The following is a 24,205-nucleotide window of genomic DNA, read 5'->3' as shown; positions in this document are numbered from 1 at the left end:
CGCGGCTCAGCCCACGCGGGCGCGGTTCTCGATACTGCGCAGGATGCCCAACAGTTTCATAACTCCATCGTCGCCGAAGAGAATGTCCGGGCCCGAGGGCGCCAACTCGTTGTAGGGGGAATCGAAAAGTGCGGCCGGGGCCACCTTCCCGTTCTCCACCAGATGTGAGGTCAGGACCTGCAGGAAGTCGAGCTGCTGGGCTGTCAGCGTTGTTCCTGCCACGAATTCGGCGAGGGCTTCCTCGACAGCGTCCCGATCCAGGCCGATCAGCGAACGCACATAGAGGCCCAGCCCCTCCGTGGCCGCCCTGTCCAGGTCTTCCCGGGAGCCGAGGCCACTTTTCAGCAGGATGCGCTCCAGTTCAGAGAGGTCCAAGGCAGTCAGTTGCTTGTTCCTGCGCAGGCGCTGGATGGTTGCGTGGTCCTGAAGGCCGGCGAGGTAGAGGCGGATCTTCTCGCGGTACCGGACCAGATCGATGTGGCCATTGGATGCGCCGACGAGGTCGATCTCCTCTAGTTCGCCGAGTTGGTCCTGGAAATTCGTGTACACGACGTTGCGCTTGCGCTTCTCAATGAGGTGGACAAGTTCGCGCAGCCTGAGCCGGATCTCTTCCAGCCATTCAGCTGAGACGGACTCCCACTCGGCGTCGTCAAGGATTGCCCCGATCAACGGCAGTTGCGCTGCAATGGCGGGAATGTTGGGCTGGTCCTGCAGGGCGGCGGCTACGGCCTGTATCTTCTTCCGCAGAGGGCCAAGTGGCTTGCCCTGCAGTGCTGCAAGTTCGGTCTGCAGGATGAGGTAATCAAAGCGCTTGGCTTCCTCTGTATCCGGCAGGGCGCCGATCGATGCCAGCCGTGCGATGTCCGTCTCCAGAGCGTCGAAGTCTTCGCCGCCCAGGGAGTTCCAGCCGGAAGGCTCGGTAAATTTGTCCACCCATTTGCGGGCCGGCTTGACCAGGAAGTTGTCCAACGGCAGCCTGCCTACGGTGTGATGCAAAGACTCCCGCAACCCCACAACAAACGGTACATCGGAATCCCAGGCGAGGTCCGCCGTCGTACGCAGCAACTGGACCCTGGTGGCGAAGGTGCTTTCCGCAAGCGACTTACCCAGGGACCCTTCGTTGCCCGGCATGCCGGCGTTGAAGTAGTCGGCATTGCGGCAGAGGTCGAAGATGAAGAAGTCCTTCTTGTCTTCACCGGGTCCGAAGAGGTCCGGGCAGAGGCGCGTCCCGCGGCCCACCATCTGCCAGAACTTGGTCTTGGAGCGCACCATCTTGAAAAAGACCAGGTTGACGGCTTCTGGGACGTCGATGCCCGTATCGAGCATGTCCACTGAAATCGCGATATGCGGGTCTCCGTCGCGGCGCGAGAACTCGTCGATGAGGGTCTGTGCGTAATTCACCTGGTAGGTCACCACCCGGGCGAAATGGCCTTTGAGGTGCGGATAATTCTTGTCGAAACGCCGTTCGATGAATTCGGCGTGCCGGTTGTTCTTGGCGAAGATGATCGTCTTACCGAGCCGGTCCCCGCCGGCCACCTTGTGGCCATGGGTCATCAGGACTTCCAACGCCTTGTCCACCGTGTCGGTGTTGAAGAGCCAGGAGTTCACGACGGCGGAATCCACGGTCTCGGGGATTTCGCCGTCCTCGTTCCAGTCGAGTTCGTCCCAATGCTCTTTTTCATGCTCTGGAAGGTCGTCGTAAGCGATGCCTTCGTAAGGGAATTTGAGCGGAACCGGGACCACTCTGGGCGGGACGAGGTAGCCGGCTTCGATGGCTTCGTTCAGTTCGTACGCGAATGTGGGTACGTTGTCCTCGATACCGAAGAGGTTGTAGGTGTTGCGGTCCACCTCTGATTGCGGGGTGGCGGTAAGGCCGATCAGGAGCGAGTCGAAGTACTCAAAGATCGCTTTGTACTTCTGGTAAATCGAGCGGTGGGCTTCGTCAACAATAATGAGATCGTAGTGGCCGATGCCGAACCTGCGCTGGCCCAGTGATCCCTGGGTGTGGTTGATGAGGTTCATCATGGTGGGGTAGGTGGCCACGTGGATACGGCTGTCTGCTTCCTCGCCGGAGCCCAAGATAACGGGCCCGGATCCCGGGAGGTGGGTCTTGAACGCGTTCGCCGCCTGCTTGACCAGGGCCACCCTGTCGGCCAGGAACAGGACGCGTTTGGCCCAGTTGGCTTCCTGCAGCAGTTTGGTGAGCGCGACGACGGTTCGCGTCTTTCCGGTCCCCGTTGCCATGACCACCAAAGCCTTGCGTTCGCAGTCCGTCTCGTAGGCTTCGGTAACTTTGCGGATGGCGTTGTGCTGGTATGGGCGTTCAACAATGGAGTTGTCGATCTGCTGTTGCGCCAGGGGTTTGCGGGACTGCCGGCGGTTGACGAACAGCTGGAGCTGATCGCGCGTGTGGAAGCCTTGGACTGCCCGTTCGGGATACATGGTGTCATCCCAGATCCATGTCTCGTAGCCCGAGGTGTAGTAAATGATGGGCCGCCTGTTGTACCGGAGCTCCAGGCAGTCGGCGTAAAGCTTGGCCTGCTGCTTTCCCACGTGCGGGTCCTTCGTGGTCCGCTTGGCTTCCACAACGGCGAGCGGCAGCCCGTCCGCGCCCCAGAGGACGTAGTCCACGTAGCCGATGCCGCTCAGCGTGCCGCTGGTAGTGGGCATCGTGTCCACCTTGAATTCACGGTCCTCAGTATTGGCGAGCGGCCAGCCAGCTTCCTTGAGGTCCCAGTCGATGAGGTGCTTGCGCGTCAGCGCTTCGTCGTAGTCGTGGTGGTCCGGAATGGACTGGTTCTGCTTCTTGGCTTCGGCTATTTCCGCCTGGAGCTGCCGAAGCTGGGCTGTGAGATCCTCGTTCGTTGCCGCGGACTTCGCGAGGGCTGCATTCTTGGCCTTGAGTTCATCTTCGAGCTTCTGGAGCTGCTCCGGTGACAGCTGCTGGACCGCTGCCTTGGTCGCCGGGGCGAGGTGGCCGGCGTCGAACGCGAACGACGGCGGCAGCTGGCTGCCGTTCTTTGCGTAGTTCCGTGCCAGCCAGTAGCAGACGTGGTGGAGCTCCCGCAGGACGATTTCCGCCCCTTGAGTGGTGGGGTTTACCGGGTTGTGGACGGCGTTGTTTCCGGCTTTGCGGATGATGGTGAGCTTGCTGCCGATGGCGCCGCCGACGAGGTTTTTGAATGCCGGCTCACTAAGGAGGGCGTTGAGATCCTCTTTGTACGGGAGATTTAGGGCAGCCTCTACCTTGTACAGCCAATCGACCAGGCGCTCCGCGGTGTACCGTGCGTAGAACATGGAGGCGCGTGGATCGAGCCGTGCGAACTGCTCGGCCCGCCGCGCGTGCTGCGCCAGGTCCGGCCAGTCGCCCAGCATGAACCCGAAATTGCTGTTGCCTGCCCCCACTACTTGACCCCCGTCACTGCCACGCCGCGTATGAGCACTAGTCAATCATGTGGAAGAGGTTGGCGCGGCACTCACGTCACGGAACAGCTGATGGCCCTGTTGATACTTCCAGCGCCCATCGAAGTGGAGCCGACCGACTACAAGGCCTGGGGCGATGCCGAGTTCTCGTGCAAATACTGTGGCATCGGAGAGTGTCCTAAGCGAGCCAAGACGTGCTGCGTTGCTCTCGGGAATGATGCAGTTCCTGGCGAAAGCGTCCGCGGCAACCTCCCGGGGATCCTCTTTCGACTCGGCCGGGCCCTGAAGCAGGAGATCGTCGTGGCTGTCGTTCAGGACGTGGTGGATCTCGTGCATGAGGCTGAACCAATACTGCGAGTCGTTGCGGCCCCGAAGCGACAATTGGATGCGCGGCCGCCCATTCACCCAACGGGTGGCTCCGTGCGCCCGGCACCCTGGGACCTCCGGGACGTACAGGAGCTCGACGCCGGCGCCGGTGAGTTTTTCGCCCACCCGCTTGCGGTATTGGCCGGGGTCCAGGCTGCTGAGCTTTGGCAGTTCCGGCGCGATGCTCCTCAGCTTCCGTGCGTCATATGGCGGCAGGGCCTCGTTTGCCCGGCGGGATTCGATCTCCCCCAGCCGCAGCCACGTGGCCACTGCCGGCCAGCTCACATCGTGCGTCAGCTGTTGCCTGAAGGCTGCTGCAGGTGCAGCAATTCTCGATTCCAGCGCCTTCCAACTGCCAACCTCAAAGAACGCAAGAACTTCCCAGACCAGCCGTCCGGGGTCCCGCAAGGTGCTTTTGATGTAGCCCTCCTTGCGCAGAAACGTGGTCACGGTCCCAGGCAGTTCCTTGGCATGCCGCGCGAGTTGCTTTTCAAGTTCCAGCCTGGCAACGTCCGCACGGAAGATGGCTTCTGCATTGAGCCAGAACTTTATGGAGTATCCGGTGACAAGCGACAGTTTGGCGGCGACCTCGGGGGAGAGGGTCGCAGTGCCGCTGAGCAGTTCGCTGATGTGCTTGCGACTCAGCCCGGCAGCATCGCCGAGCTCCTGCTGGGTCTTGCCGTTCTCGTCCAGCCAATCCCGGAGGAAGGTGCCAGGGTGGACTGCATAGTCGGTTTTGGCGGCCATGGTTTCCTCTCTCTTCCTAGTGGTAGTCGCCGATCTTTTCAACGATGACGGCGGTGACTTCAGCGGCTGCGCCGTCTGAGCCTGGCGTGATGAGCATCCTGAAGTTACCCGAGACCTCTCCTGCCCACATCGGGGCCAGATTGCCCGTCAGGGGATGCCAATGGCCCGGTCCATCGAGCAGTTCTTCAAGATTGTCTGCGATCTCAAGTTCTTTGATGCGCATTTTGATTTTCGGCACCCATTGGGCCTTGTAGTTTTTCTTTAGCTCACGCTCTGTTGTAAGCACCTTTTCGAGCTTGCTGCTGGAATAGCCGACGTCCATTCATGTAACCGATCTGGTTACATTGTACATCCATGCGGCGGCCGCGCCAGGGCAGGAAGCATGCCATCCGCCACTCACGCTGATCGGCCGCAGGTCATCCAGTGCATGCCGCCAATCTATACGTCCGGGCTGACATCGCAGTTACTCGAAGAAGTCCTCGTCCAGCTCCACCACGTCATAGCTCTGCTTCACCTGGACGCCGACGCGGTACTTGATCATCAGCGCGACCAGGCGGGCCGAGTCGATCAAGATGATGCGTGACGGGACATTCTCCGCGTACTGTCTGGCTCCTGACGTGAAGGTGCTGGTGGTGATAAAGACGCCGCGGGAGGCTCCGACGCCATGGAGTGCGCCCACAAAGGCCTGGATGGTTTCACGCCCCACCGTGTTGCCGTCCGCGTACCGCTTGGCCTGCACGTAGATCCGGTCGAGTCCGAGTGCATCCTGGTCGATGACGCCGTCTACGCCACCGTCGCCCGAGCCGCCGATGCGTCGGCCGCGCTGCTCGGCACCCCCGTAGCCCATCCTCAGGAGCAGATCCACGACGGCCTGCTCAAAGAATGCCGGGTCGCTTTCCCTGAGCCGCTGGACCAGCTCTGTTCCGGCTTCAGCCTTTATCCGTTCAATGGCGGCCTCTATGGCATCGATTGGGTCTGCGTCTTCGTCGAGTACGTCTGCCTCGGGGGTTGTGGAAATCTCCCGGCGGGCGGCCCGGACCTCGGCCCTGTGCTGCCGGTAGGCCTCGATTTCGCGCAGCTGGGCTTGGGCAAGACCCTCTGGGTAGCGAAGTAGGAGTTGGCGCCCGACGTCTGTGATGACATAAAGAGCATTGTCCGGCCGGGCCAACGCGGTGGCGGCGATCAAGTGCGAGATTGCCCAGCCCACGCGGCCTTTGGCTTTGAGGCTTCCGGAGTCGAGTTGGACCGCACGCTGCTCCTCAGTCAGACCGACGATGTCCATCGCCTGCTTGACCAGCTCGCTGCGGGTCCGCGAATGCCCATCGGACAGTGCCTGCAGGAGAGCCGACATGAAGCCATGCCATTTCGGAATGCCATCCTGCTCGACAACGGTAGTCATCACAGTTCTCCTTTGAAGGCCCGGTCCTGGAGTGATGCGAATAGTGAGTCCAGTTCGGCCAGGTGCTTGCGGTGCTTTTCTTTCAACTCTTCGACGGCGGCAACGCGGCTTGCGAAGGTCTGCTGGAGTTCCAGGGGCGGAAGGGGGAGCCGGATGGATTGCACTTCCTTAGCATTGATGTTTGCCATTCCCACGATGGACTTTGCCATGTTCCGAAGCAGTCCTTTTGTGCTGGACAGATTCATGAATGCGGTTAAGTACTCCGGCGATAGCTCCTGTGAACTTCTCAGTCGAACAAGATACCCAGCGTAGGCAAGTGGCTCCGTTCCTTTGTACATTGCAGTTTTTCCAACCAATTCGGCACTGTTTGTTCGGTTGAAAACCACGTCACCGCGGCGAAGCAGGTACTTATCCGGCTGGTCTGCTCTGACGTACTTAAGGTCCCTCAGGTCGAGTTCACCCCCATAGGTGAGATTGCCCATGCGCAATATCGGCATGTCCCCCGAAAGAGAAGCTTTTTCACTGGATCCATAGGTGGCTGATTGCAGCACGTCGCCCATTCGTACTGCTGGGTGCTCGCTGTGGGCCGGAACCCCAGAGCCAAACAGGGAGTGGAAGATCGATTGGGTGAGGGCGTCGAGGTGGCCGAGGGCTTCGCTGCGCTTGGTTCGGAGCTCGTCGGCCTTGTCGAGAATCGCCGCAATCCGCCGCTGCTCGTCGAGGAGTGGCAGTGGAATACGCGTAGATAGGAACTCTTTGCGGTTCACATGCATCATTGTGGCGCCGTGTAGGTGCCTTTTCATGCTTTCCAGGGCATCGCTCAGCATGTGACGCAGATAGTCCTTGTCGACTGGGTTGTCGTTGGGGACGACCCTGAAGATGTGCTGATTCAGGACAGCCACGTCCGGTTGATCCCAAACAAAAACGCCCAGGGATGCCGACCATGAAACCAACAGATCGCCAGGTTGTACATGCAGTTTCTTATCGACGACCCTTTCCGTTCGGTTGAAAGGCTTTGACGGATCATTCAAATTTTGGATACGGATGATTCGGGAGCCGGTGGATCCCCAGTCTTCGGGTTTGAATGCGGCACCATTTATGAAGTTCGCAACGTCACCGAGCTGCACCATCGGGGTTCCGACATGCTCAACCAACGAGGAGGTCCTTTAGCTCTGTAGTGCCGCGGGAGATCTCGTCTTCGAGCTCATCTAGCGCCGCAAGGATTTCCGCCGGCTCCGCAAGCTCGATGTCCGCGTGCTCAATTTCCTTGTACCTGTTCAGTGACAAGTCGTAGTCGTTTTCGACAATCTCCGAAAGCGGCACGCAGAACGACTGTTCCGTCCGCGCTCGGGTGAGTTCCGCCGTCGTCCGTTCATTCCAGCGGGCGAGGACATCAGGGAGATCTGAGGTGCCCAGGGGTGTGCGCTTGTCGTCGAGGCTGAAGCCGTCGGATTTCACGTCGTAGAACCAGACGTTGTCCGTGCCGCCGGAGTTGGTCTTCGTGAAGAACAGGACGGCGGTGGACACCCCGGCATACGGCTTGAAGACGCCGGAGGGGAGCTTCACAACGGCGTCGAGCTTGTGGTCCTCCACGAGCATCCTGCGTAGCTGCTTGTGCGCGTTCGTGGACCCGAACAGCACACCGTCCGGGACGATCACGGCGGCGCGGCCTCCCGGCTTCAGCAGCTTGATGAAAAGGGCCAGAAAGAGCAACTCCGTCTTCTTGGTTTTGACCACGCTCAGGAGGTCCTTGGCCACGTTGTCGTAGTCCAGGCTCCCGGCGAACGGTGGGTTGGCGAGGATGACGTTGTACTTCTCCTCCTCGGATTCGTGCAGGTTCGCCAACGAATCGCGGTAGGAGATGTCCGGGTTCTCCACGCCGTGCAGCAGCATGTTCATGGAGCCGATCCGGAGCATGGTGGAGTCGAAGTCGAAGCCGTGGAACTGGTGATTATGGAAGAACTTGCTGGTCTCGTCGTTGGTGAGCAGGTGTGTGTTGTTCTTCCGCAGGTACTCTCCGGCCTGCACGAGGAAGCCGCAGGTGCCGGAGGCGGGATCGCAGATCGCTTCCAGCGGTTTGGGCGCGGTCATAGCCACCATCAGGTCGATGATGTGGCGCGGCGTGCGGAACTGCCCGTTGGTGCCTGCCGAGGCGAGCTTGGACAGCATGTACTCGTACAGGTCGCCCTTGGTGTCCTTGCCGTCCATGTTGATGCTGTCAACGATGTCCACCACCTGCTTCAAGACGCCCGCGTTGGGGATCTTGAATTGCGCATCCTTCATGTGGGTGCTGTAGGTGGAATCTTCTCCGTTTGCCAGCTTGGGGAGCTCATTCCGAAGGAACGGGAAGACATTCTGCGAGAAGACGGTGTACATCTCGGTCTGGGAGAAGTCCTTGAACCTGGACCAGCGGAGGTCGGCGTAAGGGCGGCCCATCGGATCCAGGCCGCTCGGGAACACAGAGTTCTGCAGCGGCTGGTTGAGGAGGTTGGCGCGCTTCTCCTCTCGGGTGTGGTTCTCGTCGAGACGCTTCAGGAACAGCAGGTACGTGATCTGTTCGATGACTTCCAGCGGGTTGGAGATACCGCCGCTCCAGAAGGTATTCCAGACTTTGTCTACTTGGGACTTGATTTCACCTGTGATCACCCCAGTGAGTTTAGTGCCCGCGGCGGGTGTCCCGTCCGCGACTCCACAGAGATGGGCTGGCGCTTCCCATAGCCACCTATTGTCCGCACGGTGTGTGAAGATGTCCCCATGGATGAAGCCCCCAATTCTGACCTCGCTCTCTACGTCGATGGTGAGTCCGCCCTGGTAGCAGGAAATCCCGCTGCGATCGCCGAGCTTTTCAAAAAGCTTGATGTTCCGACTGAAAGGACCTTAAAGCTCGGAACAGCTATCACCGACATGCTGGCTGTTGCCGGTGGCCTTGTCGGGATTTTGGGGCATGGCGCCGTCAGCGGCAACTCGTTCCAGATGACGGCGGAGTCGTACGCCAAGTACTTGGAACTTGCTGGCTCAACCAAGGAAAAGTTCGGCCTCATCAGTGGCGTCCTTCGGCAGTCCGATGGAACCATCGACACCGTGGTGGACCTGGTGAAGACCTCGGGCGTGAATCCCGCCGTCATGGGGCACCCTGCCATGCTGGCCGCAGCATTGGCCATCCGCACCGCTATCCATAGCCTCGAAGTTCAGCTTGAGTCCATAGACGCCAAGCTGGACACCGTGCTCCGCGATAACCGGAATGAAGCGCTGGGAAATATCCAGGGAATTACCTTCATTCTCGAGAAGGCCTTTGGCTACTTCGAAGAGACTGGCCATCTCAGCGCAACTTTGTGGGACCAGGTGGCCGGTCAGGCCGCGGCGTTGTCGCAGATGCACGCTGTCGCTCTCAACCACATAGATACTCTCACCGACGAACTTAATGCCAAGAGCTTCGGAAAGCGACTGGACGGTGCGCAGAGGGCAGCTTCGGGTGAGCTCCAGCACTGGCTGATCATCACCGCCGTTGCCCTGACAAACATGGTGCGAATGGATTCCCTGGAGATAGTCCGCGGAGCAGATTCCGACATCGGTGGAGTCCATGCCCGGCATGTAGCATTTTCCGCGGAGCGCCGGCTTGAGCTCACAAGGTCCAAAGTCCAGCGTCTCGCTGACGCCGCAGTCAAGGCTTCGAAGGTGGACACCTTCACCCGGGTGACGAACCCGTTCGAAATGCCCAAGCTGTACGATGCCTTAGCGGAAATCCAGCGGCTTCTCACGGTGTTCTCTGATGGTTACGGTATGCCGGAAACTGCCGCGTTCGAGCGCAAGGAATGGCACACGTCATTGCTCGATCTCGGGCATGCCGCCGGAGCTACAGTGGCCGGGGTTGTTGGCTCCGCCGCCGGCACGGTGGCTGCCGCTCCAAAAGCCATCGCCGGAGGGGTAGAGGACTCGATTCTTCACGTGGCCCAGAGTATCGAGGAACGGCGAAAGAGCTCCGCTGCCGACGAATGATCTAGGCCCGCTCTGGATTCAACGCAGCAGCGGGCCCCAAGAGCGCCTGGGGCCCGCTGTCACCCACCCTTACTTAACAGGGACGCCAAGTCTTCCCGCCCGGTGCGTAACAACGCGGACCTGTATAGCCGGATGGTGCCGGCGGTACATACGGAGCAGGTGCAGGCGGAACATATGGTGCCGGTGCGGGCGGTACATAAGGCGCCGGAAGGTTGCGTAGCCGCTCAGCCTCTATTGCAGCCAGCCTGGCCGCTTCGTCTGCGGCTGCTTTCGTTGCGGCGGCTGCTTCGTCAGCTGCCTTCTTCACTGCAGCGGCACGTTCCTCTGCGGCCTTCTTCTCCGCTGCAGCCTGCGCTTCAGCGGCCAGGCGGTCTTCTTTCGCCTTTTTTTCAGCGGCCGCCAGCGTTGCTTGGTGCGACTTGAACTCATCCATCTTCTTCTCGCCGCTGGAGATCTTGCTATCCAAGATGGCGAGAGCCGCCGCAGTGCCGGCGGCGGAAAGCCCGGCCCAGTAGAGGGCCCTGTTGGCGTCCTTTGTGGCAGTAAAGACTGTTCGGAGAGATTTCGCTGCGGCGATCTTGGTGAGCAGCACCGCGGCAGCCGCTTCGGCGGCCACCGAAGTAGTTGGCGACGCGGCTCCAGCAGCGTCTTCCAGCGCTTTGGTGGTCTGCGCCAGCTGCGCGGGCAGCGCGCAGTCGATTGCCTCGGAATAGAGGCCGGTCTTCGCAGTGGCGGCTTCTTCATAGGCAGCTTGGACGGGCGGCAGGAATTTACGGTTTTGGCCGACTTGCATCGGTATTCCCAGCCCCTCCCGGGCAATTTCCGCGTTCACCAGCGATCCGTCCGGAGCAAACACGCCAGCAAGTGTCCGGCCGTATTTGTCGTGACGCTCAACATCGAATTCGAGTCTGACCTGAGTGCCCTTCGGCAGCAGATCCTCCAGGAACTCGGTTGCCTGGGGGCCGAGGCATTCCACGGGCTGGTTGGGGTCCTTGGTTTCAGGCGTGTCAATATTGAGCAGCCGAATCGTATGATCCCCGTTGTTGATTGACACCACCAACGTATCGCCGTCGATGACCCGGACTACTGTTCCGTTGTCTTCATTGGCTGCTGCGGCGACTACTACTGAGCCTGCGACCAGTGCGGCCGCGGCCACGGCGGCAATGATGAGTTTCATTCACACGCTCTCTTTTGGAACTTGGATCCGGAACGCCCAAATTCGGCCTTCCGGCCACCTTGGAAAATCCTGAAAGTCTTCTTCGTTAATGCTCGACGTGGGAACGCAACTTTTCCTCAACATTGGATCAAGATGACCGAAGTTATCGTTGAACTTTAAAATAGTGGAAGCAATGCATGGATGATCTCTACCGGCACGATCGTGCCGGTATCCCCATGTTCAGGTGTCGGGGCTCGGAGTAGTCTGGTTATTATGCAGCGGATCGGCACGATCGTACCTATTGGAGCGCCATGAATGACCCGATCACACGCTTGATCGCAACGGAGGTCCGCGCCCGCCGCGCCGGCTTGGGCCTGACTCAGCAGGACCTCGCGGACATGGCAGGGGTCTCCGAGCGCTTTGTCAGGTTCGTGGAGCAGGGCAAACCGAGTGTCCAGCTTGATTCACTGACCGCCGTGCTGGAAACCCTGGGCCTCGAACTCCGGCTCGCCACCCGGTCCAGCGAAGCTGCCCGGGCGCTCAGCCGCGCAACCAGTGCCGGGGAAACGCCTCAATGAAGCACCGCGTCGCCGATATCTACAAAGCGGGTGTGCTCGGCGCGCGGCTGGAACGGCACGACGGCGGGACGAAGTTCAGCTACCTGCCGGCCTACCTCGCATCCGGCGGGCCCGCCGTCGCCAGTTCCCTTCCCCTGACCAGTGAGCCGGTCTTCTCCGCGGCAGGGGCTGCGCCGCCCTATTTCACCGGGTTGCTGCCCGAGGGCCGGCGGCTCAATGCGCTCCGGCGGTCCATCAAGACCAGCGCCGACGACGACCTCTCGCTGCTCATCGCCGCCGGCGGGAACCCCGTGGGCGACGTGCAGATCGTGGGGCACGGCGAGCCGCTGGACCCCGATGAGCACGCCGTCCAGCTGGACACCAAGCTGCCGGTGGACTTCGATCAGCTGCTGGGCGACCCGGACCTGATCGATCCCGTGGCCCTGGCCGGAGTGCAGGACAAGCTGTCCGCCGGGATGATCTCGCTCCCCGTAGCCAGTGCCGGCAGGCGGTTCATCCTCAAGCTCAACGCCCCGGAATTCCCCCACGTTGTGGAGAACGAGCTGGTGATGTTCCGCTATGCGGCCAGACTGCGGATCCCGCTGAGCAGGGTTGAGCTGATCCGCGATGTGGCGGGCCGGCCGGGCCTGCTGGTGGAGCGCTTCGACCGTATCCCGGTCCCGGGCGGACATGCCGACCAGATTCAGCGTCTCGCGGTGGAGGACGGGGCCCAGGTCCTGAAGCTGTATCCGGCGGACAAGTACAACGTGGGCTTCGGGACGGTGTGCCACGCGCTCGCTGACTACTGCGCTGCACCGCTGCCGGCCCTCCGCAACCTCGCCATCCAGGGGGCGTTTGCGTGGCTGAGCGGCAACGGGGACCTGCACGCGAAGAACGTTTCCATGGTCCAGCAGCCACACGGTGAGTGGACCATCGCGCCGGTGTACGACATCCCCTCAACAGTGGTCTACGGGGACAAAACCCTGGCGTTGACGCTGAACGGCAAGCGCAGCGGAATTTCGCGGCGCCACTTCCTGGGCTGGGCGAAGGACCTCGGCCTCACCGACCGCACGGCAGTCCAGGTCCTGGAGGTTGCCCTGAAGGCGTCAGGTCCGCTGATCGCGGATCTTGAGGCGGGCACCGCTTTCGCCGGCGTGGATGGCGCCGGAAGAAACGGCTCCGGAAGGAACGGTGCCGGGACGAACGACGACGGCGGCTCGCCGTTTCCGGACATGGTCACCAGGGCGTGGGTCAAGGAGCTCAAGCACCGACGGCGGCTGTTGGAAGCCTGACCAGGCAGCGGTGACTGACGCACTCCGGCCAGTACCGCCGTCGTGCTCGCAGAAAGGAGGGGTCAGAACGATCCGCTGGCGGGCGGTGGCAGTATGTAGCCCTCATTCCGCTGGCGGGCCTTACGTTCGGCCGCGCTGTAGTTCTCGCCTTCCGGAGTCTCGTCCGACTCGCCCTCGAAGTCCACCAGGCCGTTCGTCTGGTCGAACAGATGGGCAAACCGGGTCGCTCCTGCAGCTGTCCCTGAGGCTGTTCCGGTTGCAGTACCGGGGACTGATTTCCGCCAGGCGCCGGTGGCGTGCCCCTCGTGTTCGATGAATTCCTTGAACTTCTTCAGGTCGTGTTCAGCCTGCCGTGCCACCACATGGAGCAGGTCGCCGACCTTCTCCACCATGCCCGCCGGCTGGTATTCCAGAGTGAGCGATAACTGGGTCTTGTTCCCGTCGACATCCTGGAACTCCACGACACCCGAGTTTGTGGGCCCTTCAGTGGACGCCCATGCCACCCTGCTGTCGGGGATCTGCTCGACGATCCTGGCCTCCCACTGCCGGCGGACCCCGGCAATGTGCGCCACCCATTTCAGCCGGTCATCGCTGAGTTGCTTGACGCTCTCGACTCCGGCCATGAAATGCGGAAAATCCTCGAACTGGGTCCACTGGTTATAGGCAGTGCCCACCGGTACGTCGACAACAATCCGTTTTGTTACTTTCGTGCTCACGGCGTCTCCTTCGACTGGAACCGAAACTGATGAGAATTCCTAGGTCATCAGTAGGCTCAACATAACGCCGTTGGAGGCCATGGGATAGGGCCTAAAGGTGCTGGATGCCTGCCCGCTGCATGGCGTCCTTGTAGACATCCACGCTCTTGGCCAGGAGGTCCTCCTGCTTGGCCTCGGAAACAGCAAAGGCCCGCCCGCCGAGCGCGCTGGCCTTGTAGATCTTGATGCCGCTGTTCTTCAGGGAAGAATGGTAGGTCTTCTCGAAGAGGGTGAGGAACGTGGACGCATCCGTACCGTGTGCAATGACGGCAGATACGCGCCGGTTGATCTTGAGGAACTGCCGGAAGGGCCGCAGGCCGTCGGTCTTTTCCTGGACATTCAGGGCCGAGGGAAGATCTGCGTCGCGAACCCACGGGTAGGCGTTCCACGGCATCACGTAGCGCGGATCAAGCTCGGCAAGTTCATAGATCTGCGTGGCGCGGCGTGCGGCTTCATCGTCATTGAAATGGGAGACGAAGCCGGACTCTGTTCCCTTGCCGGGGCTGACATGGAGGCTGACGATCCGGCATTCGTCCTCGTCATGCACGGGGTCGATGTACGGGACGACGGACCCAGGCTTCTTTTCCATCAGTTCATCGCAGAGCTGCGTTACCGCCGCGATGTTTGGTTCCTGTAGCAGGGCCTTTTTTTCGTCCCAGTCAATCGTCACGATCTCTCCCTCAGCAGCACGGCGTCCAGAATCAGGCGTCTGGTTCCACTCTACGCTTTTGGGCGTGGGGGTGCGCAGGGCGATTTTGCTCCGCCCGGTTGGCGCCGGGCGGGGTAACGTCATCTGAATGGACAGGAAAACGCTCAAAGCTGAGGGGTTTGCCGGCTTCCGGACCTTAGGCAGCCTGGAGATCATGAGGGTGCCGCAGGGGACGGGACTGTTTGCCGTGCTGCGGCCGAACGAGTACGAGCCGCATTTCCTGAAGAAAAGCACCGCCGGAATCTTCAAGAAGAAGGACCCCAGCTTGCCCCCGGAGCCTCTCCTGGCCGAATGGGTGGACGGCGCGGACATCCTCTATATCGGCAAGGCAGGGCCCGGCAGCAAAGGGAACCGTGGGCTCCGGCGGCAGATCCAGGAGTTCCTCGACTTCGGCAAAGGGAAACCGCCGGGCCACTGGGACGGCCGGCTTATCTGGCAACTGACCCACACGGATGCGCTCATCGTCGCGTGGAAAGAGCTGCCTGCCGAAGAACTGAACAACGCCGAAGCGCGCTATCACGCAGAGTTCCTCGAAGCCCATGGAAAGCTGCCGTTCGCGAACCTCGTCCAGGCGCGCACCAAGGAACAGCGTCCCGAAACCGGCATCCCGAACTAGGCCAAACCGCCGTCGAACGTGAACCTGCCTGCCAGCAGCGTCGCAGCCACGGGCATGGCGGCCAAGCCGGCGTCAGGGACGCTGAGCGGATCGGCATCGAGAACCACAACGTCGGCCGGATCGCCCACGCGGATGCCGCTTCGTCCCCTCACGGAGGCGGTCAGTGCCTGTTGCCGTGTGATGGTCTCCTCCGGGTGCCAGGGCCGGCGACCGTCGCCGCGGGCACGGGTGGTGGCGGCCGCGATGGCGGCCCACGGATCCAGCGGGGCAACGGGGGCGTCCGAGCCCAAGGCCAGCGTTGCGCCGGAGTCCAGGAGGGACCGCAGCGGGAAGGCCCGGTCTGTCCTGCCGCGCCAGTTGGACTCGGCGGCGTCGCGGTCGTCCAGGGCATGAACCGGCTGGACGCTGGCTGTGACCCCAAGCCGGCCAAAACGGACGAAGTCCTGCCTCCGAACAAACTGGGCATGCTCGATCCGGCCACCCATGCCGGCACGTTCAAACGCGTCCAGGGCCACCGTGTTGGCGGCATCCCCAATGGCATGGACGGCCGGGACGAAGCCGGAATCCCCCGCGCGGACCAGCAGCTCGAACAGTTCCTCTTCACTCACGGTAAGCAGGCCGTGCCCGCCGTGGGGGTAGGGGTCCACGCAGAAAGCCGTACGGGTGTTCAGTGCACCGTCAATGAGCACTTTCAGGGGCCCGGCCCGCAACAGTCCCCGGCCGCCGTCGGCCTCCTGGCCGGTGCGCATCCCCAAACTGACCGCCCGCTCCAGGTCTTCCGGATAGACGCCGGCATCCACCCTGAGCGCGCTGAACCCGTTAGCCATCCGGCGCACCCAGGGCTCGCGGTTCCACGTCATTTCGAAGTCAACCACGCCCACAACGCCCCGGGATGCCGCGTTCCGCGCTGATTCCAGGACCCACGCGTCGACAACACTGTCCGGCAGTTTTCCGAGCTCGCGGGTCAGGGCGAACGCCGGTTCTTCGCGGAGCAGCCCGCTGGCATCCGGCTCCACTGCGTAGCGGCGGGCGGCGGCACTGTTCAGCCAGGCGCAGTGGAGGTCATGGCTGATCAGCACTGTCGGCTGGGTGCCGGTCGCGGCGTCGAGCATTTCCAGGGTGGGAACATCCGGCCAGAGCGCGTCGCGGAAGCCCACGCCGACGGTGGTGAGTGAAGGGTCCGCAGCAGATGCATGTAGACGCACGACGGCGGCTGCCTCGCCAGCGGAGGCGGCACCCGACAGGTCGAGCCGGTTGGCGTGCAGCGCCCACTGGGTCATGTGGACGTGCTCGTCCCAGAGTCCGGGAATGACGTAACGCCCGTCCAGATCCACCACTTCGACGCCGGTATCCAACGACGCGCTCGCGGGCTGGCCGCTGGGAACCAGGCCGCTGACCACCCCATCGCTGATGTGTAGATCCCAGAGGCGGTCATCGCCGGGGCGGCGGACCGCTGCCAGGACGAGGCCTGTCATCCTTCCAATGCCGTCAGCTCGTTGGGGGAGCAGGACTCCGAATCGACCGGGACTCTCAACGACAGCTCGACGTCGGTCCTTCCGGAAACAGTCACGTTGGCACCTTGGGCATTGCCCGAGGTGACGGACCACCACCCGTCAGTGGCCTCGTCCAGGACTGCGACGGTGCTGAAGCCGTTCGGCTCCAGCACGGGATTGAGTGCATCCATAACGTGCCGGAACTTTTCCGAAACCTTAACCAGGTTCCCATCGCTGTGGAAGGCGGGGAGGAAGAGGGTGCATTCACCGTTGTCCTGCCGGTTGAGGGAGGCAGGGCCCGCCGCTTCCCAGCCGATGCCAGGGAATTGTCCCTCCAACGCCTGGCGGATCTGGCCTATTACCGGTGAGTACTTGCGGGAGCTTTCCAGCACACCCCCGGGCTCCTGGGTCACAGCCGGCAGTTGGGGCCCGGCTTCCTTGGGCTGGCAAGCCGTCAGTGCAGGAAGAAACAGGACCAGGGTGCCCGCCAGGAGCTTTGAAATGACCCGCCCGCGCTGACCCTTCCGGACGCCCGGAGGGCCGAGGCCCTGCTTGACCCTCGCGGCCGTGCTCATGTGTTCCCCCTGCTTGGCGTTGTGACTCGCACCAACAGCCTAGCTGTACTGTCCCGGCAGGTTGATGACACGGGGATTGATTTGACGCAATAAGAGGACCTCCGGGTGTTGTGTGGTGCTTGTCGAGAGCGAACACAAACCAGGAGGTCCTCGTGTCCCACCGTAACGCGTTTTTGGCTCATTCGGGGCGTCTGCAGTTGGCCCGCTGCATCGTGGTTGATGGCTGGCCTTTGCGGCGTGCCGCGGAGCGATTCAACGTTTCCGTCCCGACGGCCGCGCGCTGGTCCGGCCGCTACCGGGAGTTGGGTGAGGCCGGGCTGGAGGACCGGCCGAGCCGGCCCCTAACCTGCCCGCACCGGACCCGGGTGCGCACCGAGCGGCGCGTGCTGGGACTGCGGGTGAACCGGCGTTGGGGTCCGGCCAGGATCGCGTATCACCTGCATCTGAACGTCTCCACCGTTCACCGCATCCTGGCCCGCTATCTGTGTCCACCCTTGCGTTTCACCGACCCGGCCACGGGGATCAGGGTCCGCGGCCGGGACCGAACCCACCGATACGAATACGCGTGGCCAGGTGAAATGATCCACGTGGACATCAAGAAGCTCGGGCGCATCCCCAACGGCGGCGGACACCGCGTTCACGGCCGGGTCCAGGGCGAAGCGAACTCCCGGGCCAGGAACCTCGCTGAAGGCCAGCCCAAATACCGCGGCCAGGTCAGGGGCTACAGCTTCCTGCATCACGCTGTGGATGATCATTCCCGGTTCGTGTACTCCGAGATCCTGCCCGACGAAACCAAGGAGACCGCCTCGGCGTTCATGCGCAATGCCATCGCCGATTTCACCGCCCGGGGCGTCAAAATCCAGCGGGTGCTGACCGATAACGGCTCCTGCTACCGCTCCCGCGCCTTCGCCGCTGTCCTGGCCGAGGCCGGGATCAGGCACAAACGCACCAGGCCCTACCGACCCCAGACCAACGGCAAAGTCGAGCGGTTCAACCGCATCCTCCAAGAGGAATGGGCCTACGCCAAGGCCTACACCTCAGAAACCGAACGACAAGCCTGTTACCCGGACTTCATCGAGTACTACAATCACCGCAGGCCCCACACCGCGCTCAAAGGCGCCTCACCGATCCACCGCGTCACCAACCAACCGGGTTAGTACACCTAGCGGCCGGCCCTGACATCAACGCGATGGACAGCAGTCCCCATGGCTGGCATGGAGCCGCCGCTATAGGTTTGAACAAGACTGCATGACATTTTGGGGGAGAAATGAGTGGAATTTGGGGCGCCGACCCGGTCCAGCTTCGGGCATTGGCTGTTTCACTTCACGGCGGCGGAGTGAGGCTCAACGAGCTGGCAAAGAGATTCAGGCAAGACCTGGAGACCACGGCATGGAAGGGCAGAGACGGTGAGGCCTTCCGTGCCGCGTGGACGGACGGGCACCAATTGGCTCTGGCTCGGTGCAGCCAGATGTTACTCGAGGGTGCCCGCGTGGTTGAACGCAACGCGAAAGAGCAGGAACGGGCCAGTACCGGGGATTCGGGGACAGTCCGCGGCGTTCCCGGCGTCCAGGCTGCCGCCGGGAAGGACCGTGAGGGGGACCCCACCGGCGGTACTCCACACGAAAACTTCCGCACGCCGATTCCCATGTCTGATGCGGACCTGCGGGCAGACATGATCGAGCAGGGCGGAATAGGTGATTGCTGGTTGCTGGCCGGGCTCGGCTCTGTCGCCCAGAGCGACCCCGGCTTCATCCGTGAACATTTGGTCCTGAACGAGGATGGAACCTACACGATTACGTTCTACAAGGATGGGGACCCTGTGCAGATCACGGTGGAAGCCTCCAGCATTCAAAACCCTGCAACGGATCCGGACGAGAACCCCAACTTTGCAACCATCTACGAGAAGGCTGCTGCGGAGTTCTTTGGCGGGGATTACTCCGACATCGACGGCGACGACCCCCAGCGGGCTTTGGAAGCCATCACAGGCAACGCAGCCCAGACTGAGCGGGAGCTGAGCTTCGCCGAAATCCAGGACCGGCTCGACGCGGGGCCTGTGGTCGCAACCACCGAATCCGGGGGTGATTGGAACCCTTTCACCACCCATGATGGTGATGTGGACAACGAACAGATCGTTGCCAACCACGCCTACGTGGTCACAGAAATCGTGGATGGCAGGGTTCACCTGATAAATCCCTGGGGTCCCGATGGGGGTCTGGCCAGCGATGGCCATGACAAGGTAGGCGATATCTGGCTTACGGAGGAGGAATACCGTGAGAACTTCTCCCACATCAGCTCAGTACCCGCACCACGACCAGCCAAGGAACGGTAATGAAATGACTCAGACTGTTATTGCCCCCCAAGGATCACAGCCGGCCATTTCGGGTGTGCGGGTAGGGGTCATGCGCGTTGGGCGCCCTGAGGGCATTGGTGTTGCCAGGCTTGCCCTCCGGGATGACCAGGAGTCCCGCATCGAACTGCTTCGCGAAGGCGAGAGCGTAGCACTGCTCGATCAGGGCACGCTTACGCTGAAAGTGGTCCATGCGCCGGGGGCTGAATTCCTCAACGGCGCTGTGGTGCTGGAGTTCGAACCCCGCACCCCCGAGGGCTAAATTGCCGGGCCCTTGAGCCGTTCCATCTCGCGGCGGTCCTTCTTGGTGGGCCGCCCGGCGCCACGGTCGCGCTGGGGGAGGCCCAGGGCCGGGGCAACAGGCCGTGGCGGGGTGTGGTCCGTGAAACAGTGCGATGCCGCTTCGGCGCCCACGCGTTTGGCGATCAGGCGGCGGACTTCAAGGGTGCGTTCAAAGCCGGACATCCGGATGGTGACGGCATCGCCGGTAACCAGAGTTGCCGAAGCCTTGGCGGGGCTGCCGTTCAGGCGCACGTGTCCGGCCCGGCACGAGGCAGTAGCCAGGGAGCGGGTCTTGTAAGCGCGGATGGCCCACAACCACGCATCAATGCGGACGCTGGCGGGGGAGGTTGGAAGGCTGCTCATGGCTGGCAACGAGTATACGGGCGTGGTTGCCCGCGCGAAAGGACCGTGCAGGAAAGCCGAAGGCAGCGCCGGCGTTAGGCCACGAGGTTCGCAGCAGCAGTGTCCATGTGCTCGCGGATCGTGTTCCGCGCCAGTGAGGCGTCGCCGGTCTCGATAGCATCAACGATCTCGTTGTGCCGGTCCACGCTCATGTTCTTGATGCCCCTGTCCTGGCCCGCGAACATGATGGACATCCGGATGGACCCCTCGAGGGACTCCCAGGAATGCAGCAGGGTTTCGTTGCCGGTCAGCCGGCAGAGGGTCCGGTGGAAATCCAGGTCCGATTCCACGCGTTCCTGCATGCTGCCGTTCTCGGCCGCAGTCATCGCATCTATGGCGGCCCGCAGCTTGTTGCTGACGAGCTGCCGGTCCGGAAGTTCGCACAGCGTTCGGGCAGCCAGGGACTCCAGCGCTGCCCGGACGGAGAAGATATCGCGGATTTCCTTGGCGTCCAGATGCCTGACCGAGAGGCGGCCGCGCGGTCCGGCCGAGAGCAGGCCCTCCTGCTCGAGCTGGCGCAGGGCTTCGCGGAGCGTCCCCCGGCTGATCTGGAGCATCTCCGACAGCTCGGTTTCCACCAGGTGCCGGCCAGGTTCGAGTTCGCCGCTGGTGATGGCGGCACGCAGTGCACTGAGTGCCTGCTCGCGGAGGCTCTTCTTTTGCAGTCCCAGCAGCGGTGCTGTTGCTCCGGCCATCGTGGTTACTTCCTCAATGTCAGTAGTTGACTGTTTACAGTGGCGTGTTAACAGCTGATGCTACGCCAGAAGCGCGGAGCCAGGGTGTTTTGGCTCCGCGCTTCGGGTCGAAGCTTTTGCGGGATCCCGCCTATTTAAGCTCGGCCAGGACCTTCGCCACGATCTTCTGCACCGTGAGTCCGTACCGCTCGTGCAGCGTCGGCAGTGCGCCGGCGTCGAGGAACTGGTCCGGCAGCGCTACCGGGACCACGCGTTTGCCGAGGCCTGCGGTGACGACGGCGGAGGCCACCGTTTCGAACAGGCCACCGGTCACGCTGTGGTTTTCCAGTGTCACTGCCAGCCGGTCGGTGTTGATTTCGGCCAGGACGGTGGCGGCGTCGAACGGTTTGATGGTGGGGGTGTGGACGACGGCGACGTCCACGTTGTGTTCCGCCAGTGCCTTCGCGGCCTGCAGGGCACGCATGGTCATCAGCCCGGAGGAGATGAACACGACGTCGTTTCCGCCGCGCAGGACCTTGGCCTTGCCCAGTTCGAAGGTGTAATCGTATTCGTCCAGGACTGTGGGGACGTTGCCGCGCAGCAGCCGCAGGTAGGTGGGTCCCTCGCTTGCCGCGAGTTGCGGCACTGCCTGCTCGATGTCGATCGAGTCGCAGGGGTCCACGATAGTCAGGTTGGGCATGCCGCGGAAGATCGCCATGTCCTCGGTGGCCTGGTGGCTGGGGCCGTACCCGGTGGTCAGGCCGGGAAGCCCGCCCACGATGTTTACGTTGAGGTTCGGTTCGGCGGCATCGAGGCAGAGGAAGTCGTAGGCGCGCCGGGCGGCGAACACCGAGTAGGTGGACGCGAACGGCACCAGGCCGGTCTCGGCCAGGCCGGCGGCGGCGCCGAACAGGAGCTGCTCGGCCATGCCCATCTGGAAGAACCGTTCCGGGAAGGCCTGGGCGAAGATGTGCATGTCGGTGTACTTGCCCAGGTCTGCGGTGAGGCCAACGATTTTGTCGTTTTCCTGCGCGGCCTTGACGAGGGCATGCCCGAACGGTGCCGAGGCTGTCTTCTGGCCGGGATCGGCGAAGGACGCGATCATGGCCGAGGTCTTCAGCTTGGGTGCAGCAACGGTGCTCATCGGCATGCCTTTCCTTCGTATCCCGCGGTGAGCTGTTCGCGGCAGGTCTGCCACTCGTGTTCCTCGATGCGCATGAAGTGCGCTTTCTCGCGCTCCTCGAGCAGCGGCACCCCGCGGCCCACCTTCGTGTCGCAAAGGATCACCGAGGGGGCTCCGACGGCGGCGGCCTGGGCGGCTGCGTTGTCGAACGCTGTGAGCAGCGCACCGACGTCGTTCCCGTCCACCCGCTGGGTGTACCAGCCGAACGCTTCCCACTTCTCCGCCACGGGCTCGGTGCGCAGCACCGTGTCCGTTTTGCCGTCCGCCTGGAGGGCGTTGATGTCCACCATGGCGGTCAGGTTGCCCAGCTGGTGGTGGTGCCCGCCCATGGCGGCCTCCCAGGTGGATCCCTCGTCCAGTTCGCCATCGGAGAGGAAGTTGTAGACCCTCGCCTCCGAGCCCTGGTAGCGCAGGCCCAGGGCCATGCCGATGGCGATGGGGAGGCCGTGGCCCAGGGAGCCGCCGGAGATTTCCATGCCGGGGGTGTAGGTGGACATCCCGGACATCGGCAGCCGTGAATCGTCCGAGCCGTAGGTCTCAAGCTCGGCAACGGGGATGGTGCCGGCCTCGGCGAGGGCTGCGTAGTGGCCGATAGCGTAATGCCCGGTGGAGAGCAGGAACCTGTCCCTGGCTTCCCAGTGCGGGTCCTCGGGCCGGAAGCGGAGCTGGTCGGCGTAGACAACGGCCAGCATGTCCGCTGCGCCGAGGGCCTGGCCCACGTAGCCCTGGCCCTGCACCTCGCCCATGTTCAGGGCGTGATGGCGGATCCGGTAGGCGGCGGCGGATACCCGTGAGAGCCGTTCTGCCGCGGTTTCCTGGCCGGCTTGCCGGTTCCCGGCAGGTGCTGCGGTGTGCAGTTCGTGAGTGGCGGTCATCAGACGTTCACCGACTGGGGGGTGCTTTTGGTTGCTTCATCGGCGAGCTGGCGCTCGCGCTTGCCCCAGGTTTCGCGGGTGACGAGGGCGGCCCAGAGGCCGATCGCGGCGTACACGCTGAAGAGGATGGCCGGGCCCATCCAGCCCAGGCTGACGAAGAGGAGCGTGGTGACAAACGGGGTGAAACCGGAGACCATGGCCGAGATCTGGTAGGCCAGCGAGGCGCCGGAAGCGCGGGTCTTGGCCTGGAAGAGCTCCGGGAACCAGGCGCCCTGGGCACCTGCCAAAGAGTTCTGGCAGACAGCGTAGGAGATGGCGATGGTGGCGATGATGAAGATGAACATGCCGGTGTTGACCATGAGGAACATGGGGATGCCGAACAGGGCGGCGAAGGCACAGGACCAGATGTACAGCGGACGGCGGCCGATCCTGTCGGTCAGTCGTGCCCAGGCCATGGTGGCGAAAATGCCGATGGCGGAGGCGATGCAGAGGGCCACGAGGGTCTGGGTCTTGTCCGCCAGCTGCTGGGTGTGCAGGTAGGAAATCATGTAGGTGATGGAGACGGCGTAGCCGGCGGTCTCAGCCACGCGCAGGCCGATGCCCTTGACGATGCTGCGCCAGTCGGTCCTGATGACCTCGATGATGGGGGACTTCACGATGGAGCCGCTGTCCTTGACCTCGTCGAAGACGGGGGACTCGGGCACCTTGGAGCGGATGATCAGGCCGACGGCGACCAGGACGATGCTGGCCAGGAAGGGGACACGCCAGGCGAGTTCGCCGCCGAGGTTCACACTCACCAGGAAGACGAGGTTGGCCAGCAGCAGGCCCACGGGGAAGCCGGCCTGCACGATGCCGGTGTACTTGCCCTTGGACTTCCACGGTGCGTGTTCGTAGCTCATCAGGATGGCACCGCCCCATTCAGCGCCAAAAGCCAGGCCCTGGACGATGCGGACGAAGACCAGCAGTGCGGGGGCGAGCAGGCCCACCTGGCTGTAGGTGGGAAGCAGGCCGATCATGAACGTCGCAACGCCCATGAGGATCAGTGAGGCCACGAGCACCGGCTTGCGGCCGAGCTTGTCGCCCAGGTGGCCGCCGATGATGCCGCCAATGGGCCGGGCGGCGAACCCAACGCCGAGGGTGGCGAAGGCTGCCAGGGTGCCGGTCACCGGATCGCCTGTGGGGAAGAAGGCGGTTCCGAAGTACAGTGCAGCGGCGGTGCCGAAGCCGATGAAGTCATAGGTCTCGATCACTGCCCCGACGCCGGAGCCGATGGCGACCCTTTTAGCGTCCTTGGTGCCGTGTACCGGGCCCCTCATGCTGAGAGCTTCTTTGCTCATGGTCTATCCCTTTCGAAAAGC

The 24,205-nt window shown here is 62.7% G+C and carries 23 protein-coding genes; 7 read left to right on the top strand and 16 right to left on the bottom strand.

Annotated features, from left to right (window positions below; genetic code table 11):
- Positions 1-6: 6 nt before the first annotated feature.
- The 6 genes from ABIA70_RS21055 to ABIA70_RS21030 form a co-directional block, all read right to left on the bottom strand.
- Positions 7-3,405, bottom strand: coding sequence for a DEAD/DEAH box helicase family protein (locus tag ABIA70_RS21055; RefSeq protein WP_354149537.1), 3,399 nt, complete (start codon positions 3,403-3,405; stop codon positions 7-9).
- Positions 3,406-3,450: 45 nt separating this feature from the next.
- Positions 3,451-4,536: a helix-turn-helix domain-containing protein gene (locus ABIA70_RS21050; RefSeq protein ID WP_354149536.1), complete on the bottom strand. Its 1,086-nt coding sequence runs from the start codon at positions 4,534-4,536 to the stop codon at positions 3,451-3,453.
- 16 nt (positions 4,537-4,552) lie between these two features.
- Positions 4,553-4,858: a hypothetical protein gene (locus tag ABIA70_RS21045; protein WP_354149535.1), complete on the bottom strand. Its 306-nt coding sequence runs from the start codon at positions 4,856-4,858 to the stop codon at positions 4,553-4,555.
- A gap of 141 nt (positions 4,859-4,999) precedes the next feature.
- The gene (locus ABIA70_RS21040) at positions 5,000-5,935 is read right to left on the bottom strand and encodes a restriction endonuclease (protein ID WP_354149534.1); all 936 of its coding nucleotides are present in this window, start codon (positions 5,933-5,935) and stop codon (positions 5,000-5,002) included.
- On the bottom strand, positions 5,935-7,089 hold the full coding sequence (locus ABIA70_RS21035) for a restriction endonuclease subunit S (protein WP_354149533.1): 1,155 nt from the start codon (positions 7,087-7,089) through the stop codon (positions 5,935-5,937). Before ABIA70_RS21035 ends, ABIA70_RS21040 begins: the two co-directional genes overlap by 1 nt.
- Positions 7,082-8,581: a type I restriction-modification system subunit M gene (locus tag ABIA70_RS21030; protein WP_354149532.1), complete on the bottom strand. Its 1,500-nt coding sequence runs from the start codon at positions 8,579-8,581 to the stop codon at positions 7,082-7,084. The genes ABIA70_RS21035 and ABIA70_RS21030 overlap by 8 nt, the downstream gene beginning before the upstream one ends.
- A 108-nt stretch (positions 8,582-8,689) precedes the next feature.
- On the opposite strand from ABIA70_RS21030, the gene ABIA70_RS21025 reads away from it, so the two are divergent.
- Entirely contained in the window at positions 8,690-9,931 is a 1,242-nt protein-coding gene (locus ABIA70_RS21025) for a hypothetical protein (RefSeq protein WP_354149531.1), read from the top strand.
- Positions 9,932-10,004: 73 nt separating this feature from the next.
- On the opposite strand, the gene ABIA70_RS21020 is transcribed toward ABIA70_RS21025, so the two are convergent.
- On the bottom strand, positions 10,005-10,985 hold the full coding sequence (locus tag ABIA70_RS21020) for a thermonuclease family protein (protein WP_354149530.1): 981 nt from the start codon (positions 10,983-10,985) through the stop codon (positions 10,005-10,007).
- A 413-nt stretch (positions 10,986-11,398) separates the two neighbouring features.
- Between ABIA70_RS21020 and ABIA70_RS21015 the strand changes: the two genes are divergently transcribed.
- Complete coding sequence (locus ABIA70_RS21015) at positions 11,399-11,665, top strand: helix-turn-helix transcriptional regulator (RefSeq protein WP_354149529.1); 267 nt, start codon at positions 11,399-11,401, stop codon at positions 11,663-11,665.
- On the top strand, positions 11,662-12,936 hold the full coding sequence (locus tag ABIA70_RS21010) for a type II toxin-antitoxin system HipA family toxin (protein ID WP_354149528.1): 1,275 nt from the start codon (positions 11,662-11,664) through the stop codon (positions 12,934-12,936). The genes ABIA70_RS21015 and ABIA70_RS21010 overlap by 4 nt, the downstream gene beginning before the upstream one ends.
- Before the next feature lie 62 nt (positions 12,937-12,998).
- Here the strand turns inward: ABIA70_RS21010 and ABIA70_RS21005 are convergent, their stop codons facing one another.
- The gene (locus tag ABIA70_RS21005; RefSeq protein ID WP_354149527.1) at positions 12,999-13,652 is read right to left on the bottom strand and encodes an SRPBCC family protein; all 654 of its coding nucleotides are present in this window, start codon (positions 13,650-13,652) and stop codon (positions 12,999-13,001) included.
- 91 nt (positions 13,653-13,743) lie between these two features.
- Positions 13,744-14,361, bottom strand: a complete 618-nt coding sequence (locus ABIA70_RS21000) for a uracil-DNA glycosylase family protein (RefSeq protein ID WP_131683374.1) — start codon at positions 14,359-14,361, stop codon at positions 13,744-13,746.
- 127 nt (positions 14,362-14,488) lie between these two features.
- Here ABIA70_RS21000 and ABIA70_RS20995 point away from each other — a divergent pair, with 127 nt between their 5' ends.
- Positions 14,489-15,016 (top strand): hypothetical protein, encoded by a 528-nt coding sequence (locus tag ABIA70_RS20995; protein ID WP_354149526.1) that lies wholly within the window; start codon positions 14,489-14,491, stop codon positions 15,014-15,016.
- Here ABIA70_RS20995 and ABIA70_RS20990 read toward each other — a convergent pair.
- Positions 15,013-16,491 carry an amidohydrolase gene (locus ABIA70_RS20990; RefSeq protein WP_354149525.1) on the bottom strand — a complete coding sequence of 493 codons (1,479 nt, stop codon included), beginning with the start codon at positions 16,489-16,491 and terminating at the stop codon, positions 15,013-15,015. The genes ABIA70_RS20995 and ABIA70_RS20990 overlap by 4 nt on opposite strands.
- Positions 16,488-17,084, bottom strand: a complete 597-nt coding sequence (locus ABIA70_RS20985) for a hypothetical protein (RefSeq protein ID WP_354149524.1) — start codon at positions 17,082-17,084, stop codon at positions 16,488-16,490. The genes ABIA70_RS20990 and ABIA70_RS20985 overlap by 4 nt, the downstream gene beginning before the upstream one ends.
- 152 nt (positions 17,085-17,236) lie before the next feature.
- On the opposite strand from ABIA70_RS20985, the gene ABIA70_RS20980 reads away from it, so the two are divergent.
- The 3 genes from ABIA70_RS20980 (at position 17,237) to ABIA70_RS20970 (ending at position 19,693) form a co-directional block, all read left to right on the top strand.
- Entirely contained in the window at positions 17,237-18,241 is a 1,005-nt protein-coding gene (locus ABIA70_RS20980; protein ID WP_354149523.1) for an IS481 family transposase, read from the top strand.
- A gap of 332 nt (positions 18,242-18,573) precedes the next feature.
- The gene (locus ABIA70_RS20975; RefSeq protein ID WP_354149522.1) at positions 18,574-19,413 is read left to right on the top strand and encodes a C2 family cysteine protease; all 840 of its coding nucleotides are present in this window, start codon (positions 18,574-18,576) and stop codon (positions 19,411-19,413) included.
- 4 nt (positions 19,414-19,417) lie between these two features.
- The gene (locus tag ABIA70_RS20970; protein ID WP_354149521.1) at positions 19,418-19,693 is read left to right on the top strand and encodes a hypothetical protein; all 276 of its coding nucleotides are present in this window, start codon (positions 19,418-19,420) and stop codon (positions 19,691-19,693) included.
- Here ABIA70_RS20970 and ABIA70_RS20965 read toward each other — a convergent pair.
- The 5 genes from ABIA70_RS20965 to ABIA70_RS20945 form a co-directional block, all read right to left on the bottom strand.
- The gene (locus ABIA70_RS20965; RefSeq protein WP_354149520.1) at positions 19,690-20,076 is read right to left on the bottom strand and encodes an RNA-binding S4 domain-containing protein; all 387 of its coding nucleotides are present in this window, start codon (positions 20,074-20,076) and stop codon (positions 19,690-19,692) included. The two genes, ABIA70_RS20970 and ABIA70_RS20965, sit on opposite strands and share 4 nt — an antisense overlap.
- Before the next feature lie 74 nt (positions 20,077-20,150).
- Positions 20,151-20,810, bottom strand: a complete 660-nt coding sequence (locus tag ABIA70_RS20960; protein WP_354149519.1) for a GntR family transcriptional regulator — start codon at positions 20,808-20,810, stop codon at positions 20,151-20,153.
- 130 nt (positions 20,811-20,940) lie between these two features.
- Positions 20,941-21,933 (bottom strand): transketolase family protein, encoded by a 993-nt coding sequence (locus ABIA70_RS20955; RefSeq protein WP_354149518.1) that lies wholly within the window; start codon positions 21,931-21,933, stop codon positions 20,941-20,943.
- Positions 21,930-22,847, bottom strand: coding sequence for a transketolase (locus ABIA70_RS20950; RefSeq protein ID WP_354149517.1), 918 nt, complete (start codon positions 22,845-22,847; stop codon positions 21,930-21,932). The genes ABIA70_RS20955 and ABIA70_RS20950 overlap by 4 nt, the downstream gene beginning before the upstream one ends.
- Positions 22,847-24,184, bottom strand: coding sequence for an MFS transporter (locus ABIA70_RS20945; RefSeq protein ID WP_354149516.1), 1,338 nt, complete (start codon positions 24,182-24,184; stop codon positions 22,847-22,849). The genes ABIA70_RS20950 and ABIA70_RS20945 overlap by 1 nt, the downstream gene beginning before the upstream one ends.
- Positions 24,185-24,205 lie beyond the last annotated feature (21 nt).

Source organism: Arthrobacter sp. 754, assembly GCF_040548695.1.
In the GTDB taxonomy this organism is placed as follows: domain Bacteria; phylum Actinomycetota; class Actinomycetes; order Actinomycetales; family Micrococcaceae; genus Arthrobacter.
This window is presented reverse-complemented; position numbering and strand designations above follow the sequence as displayed.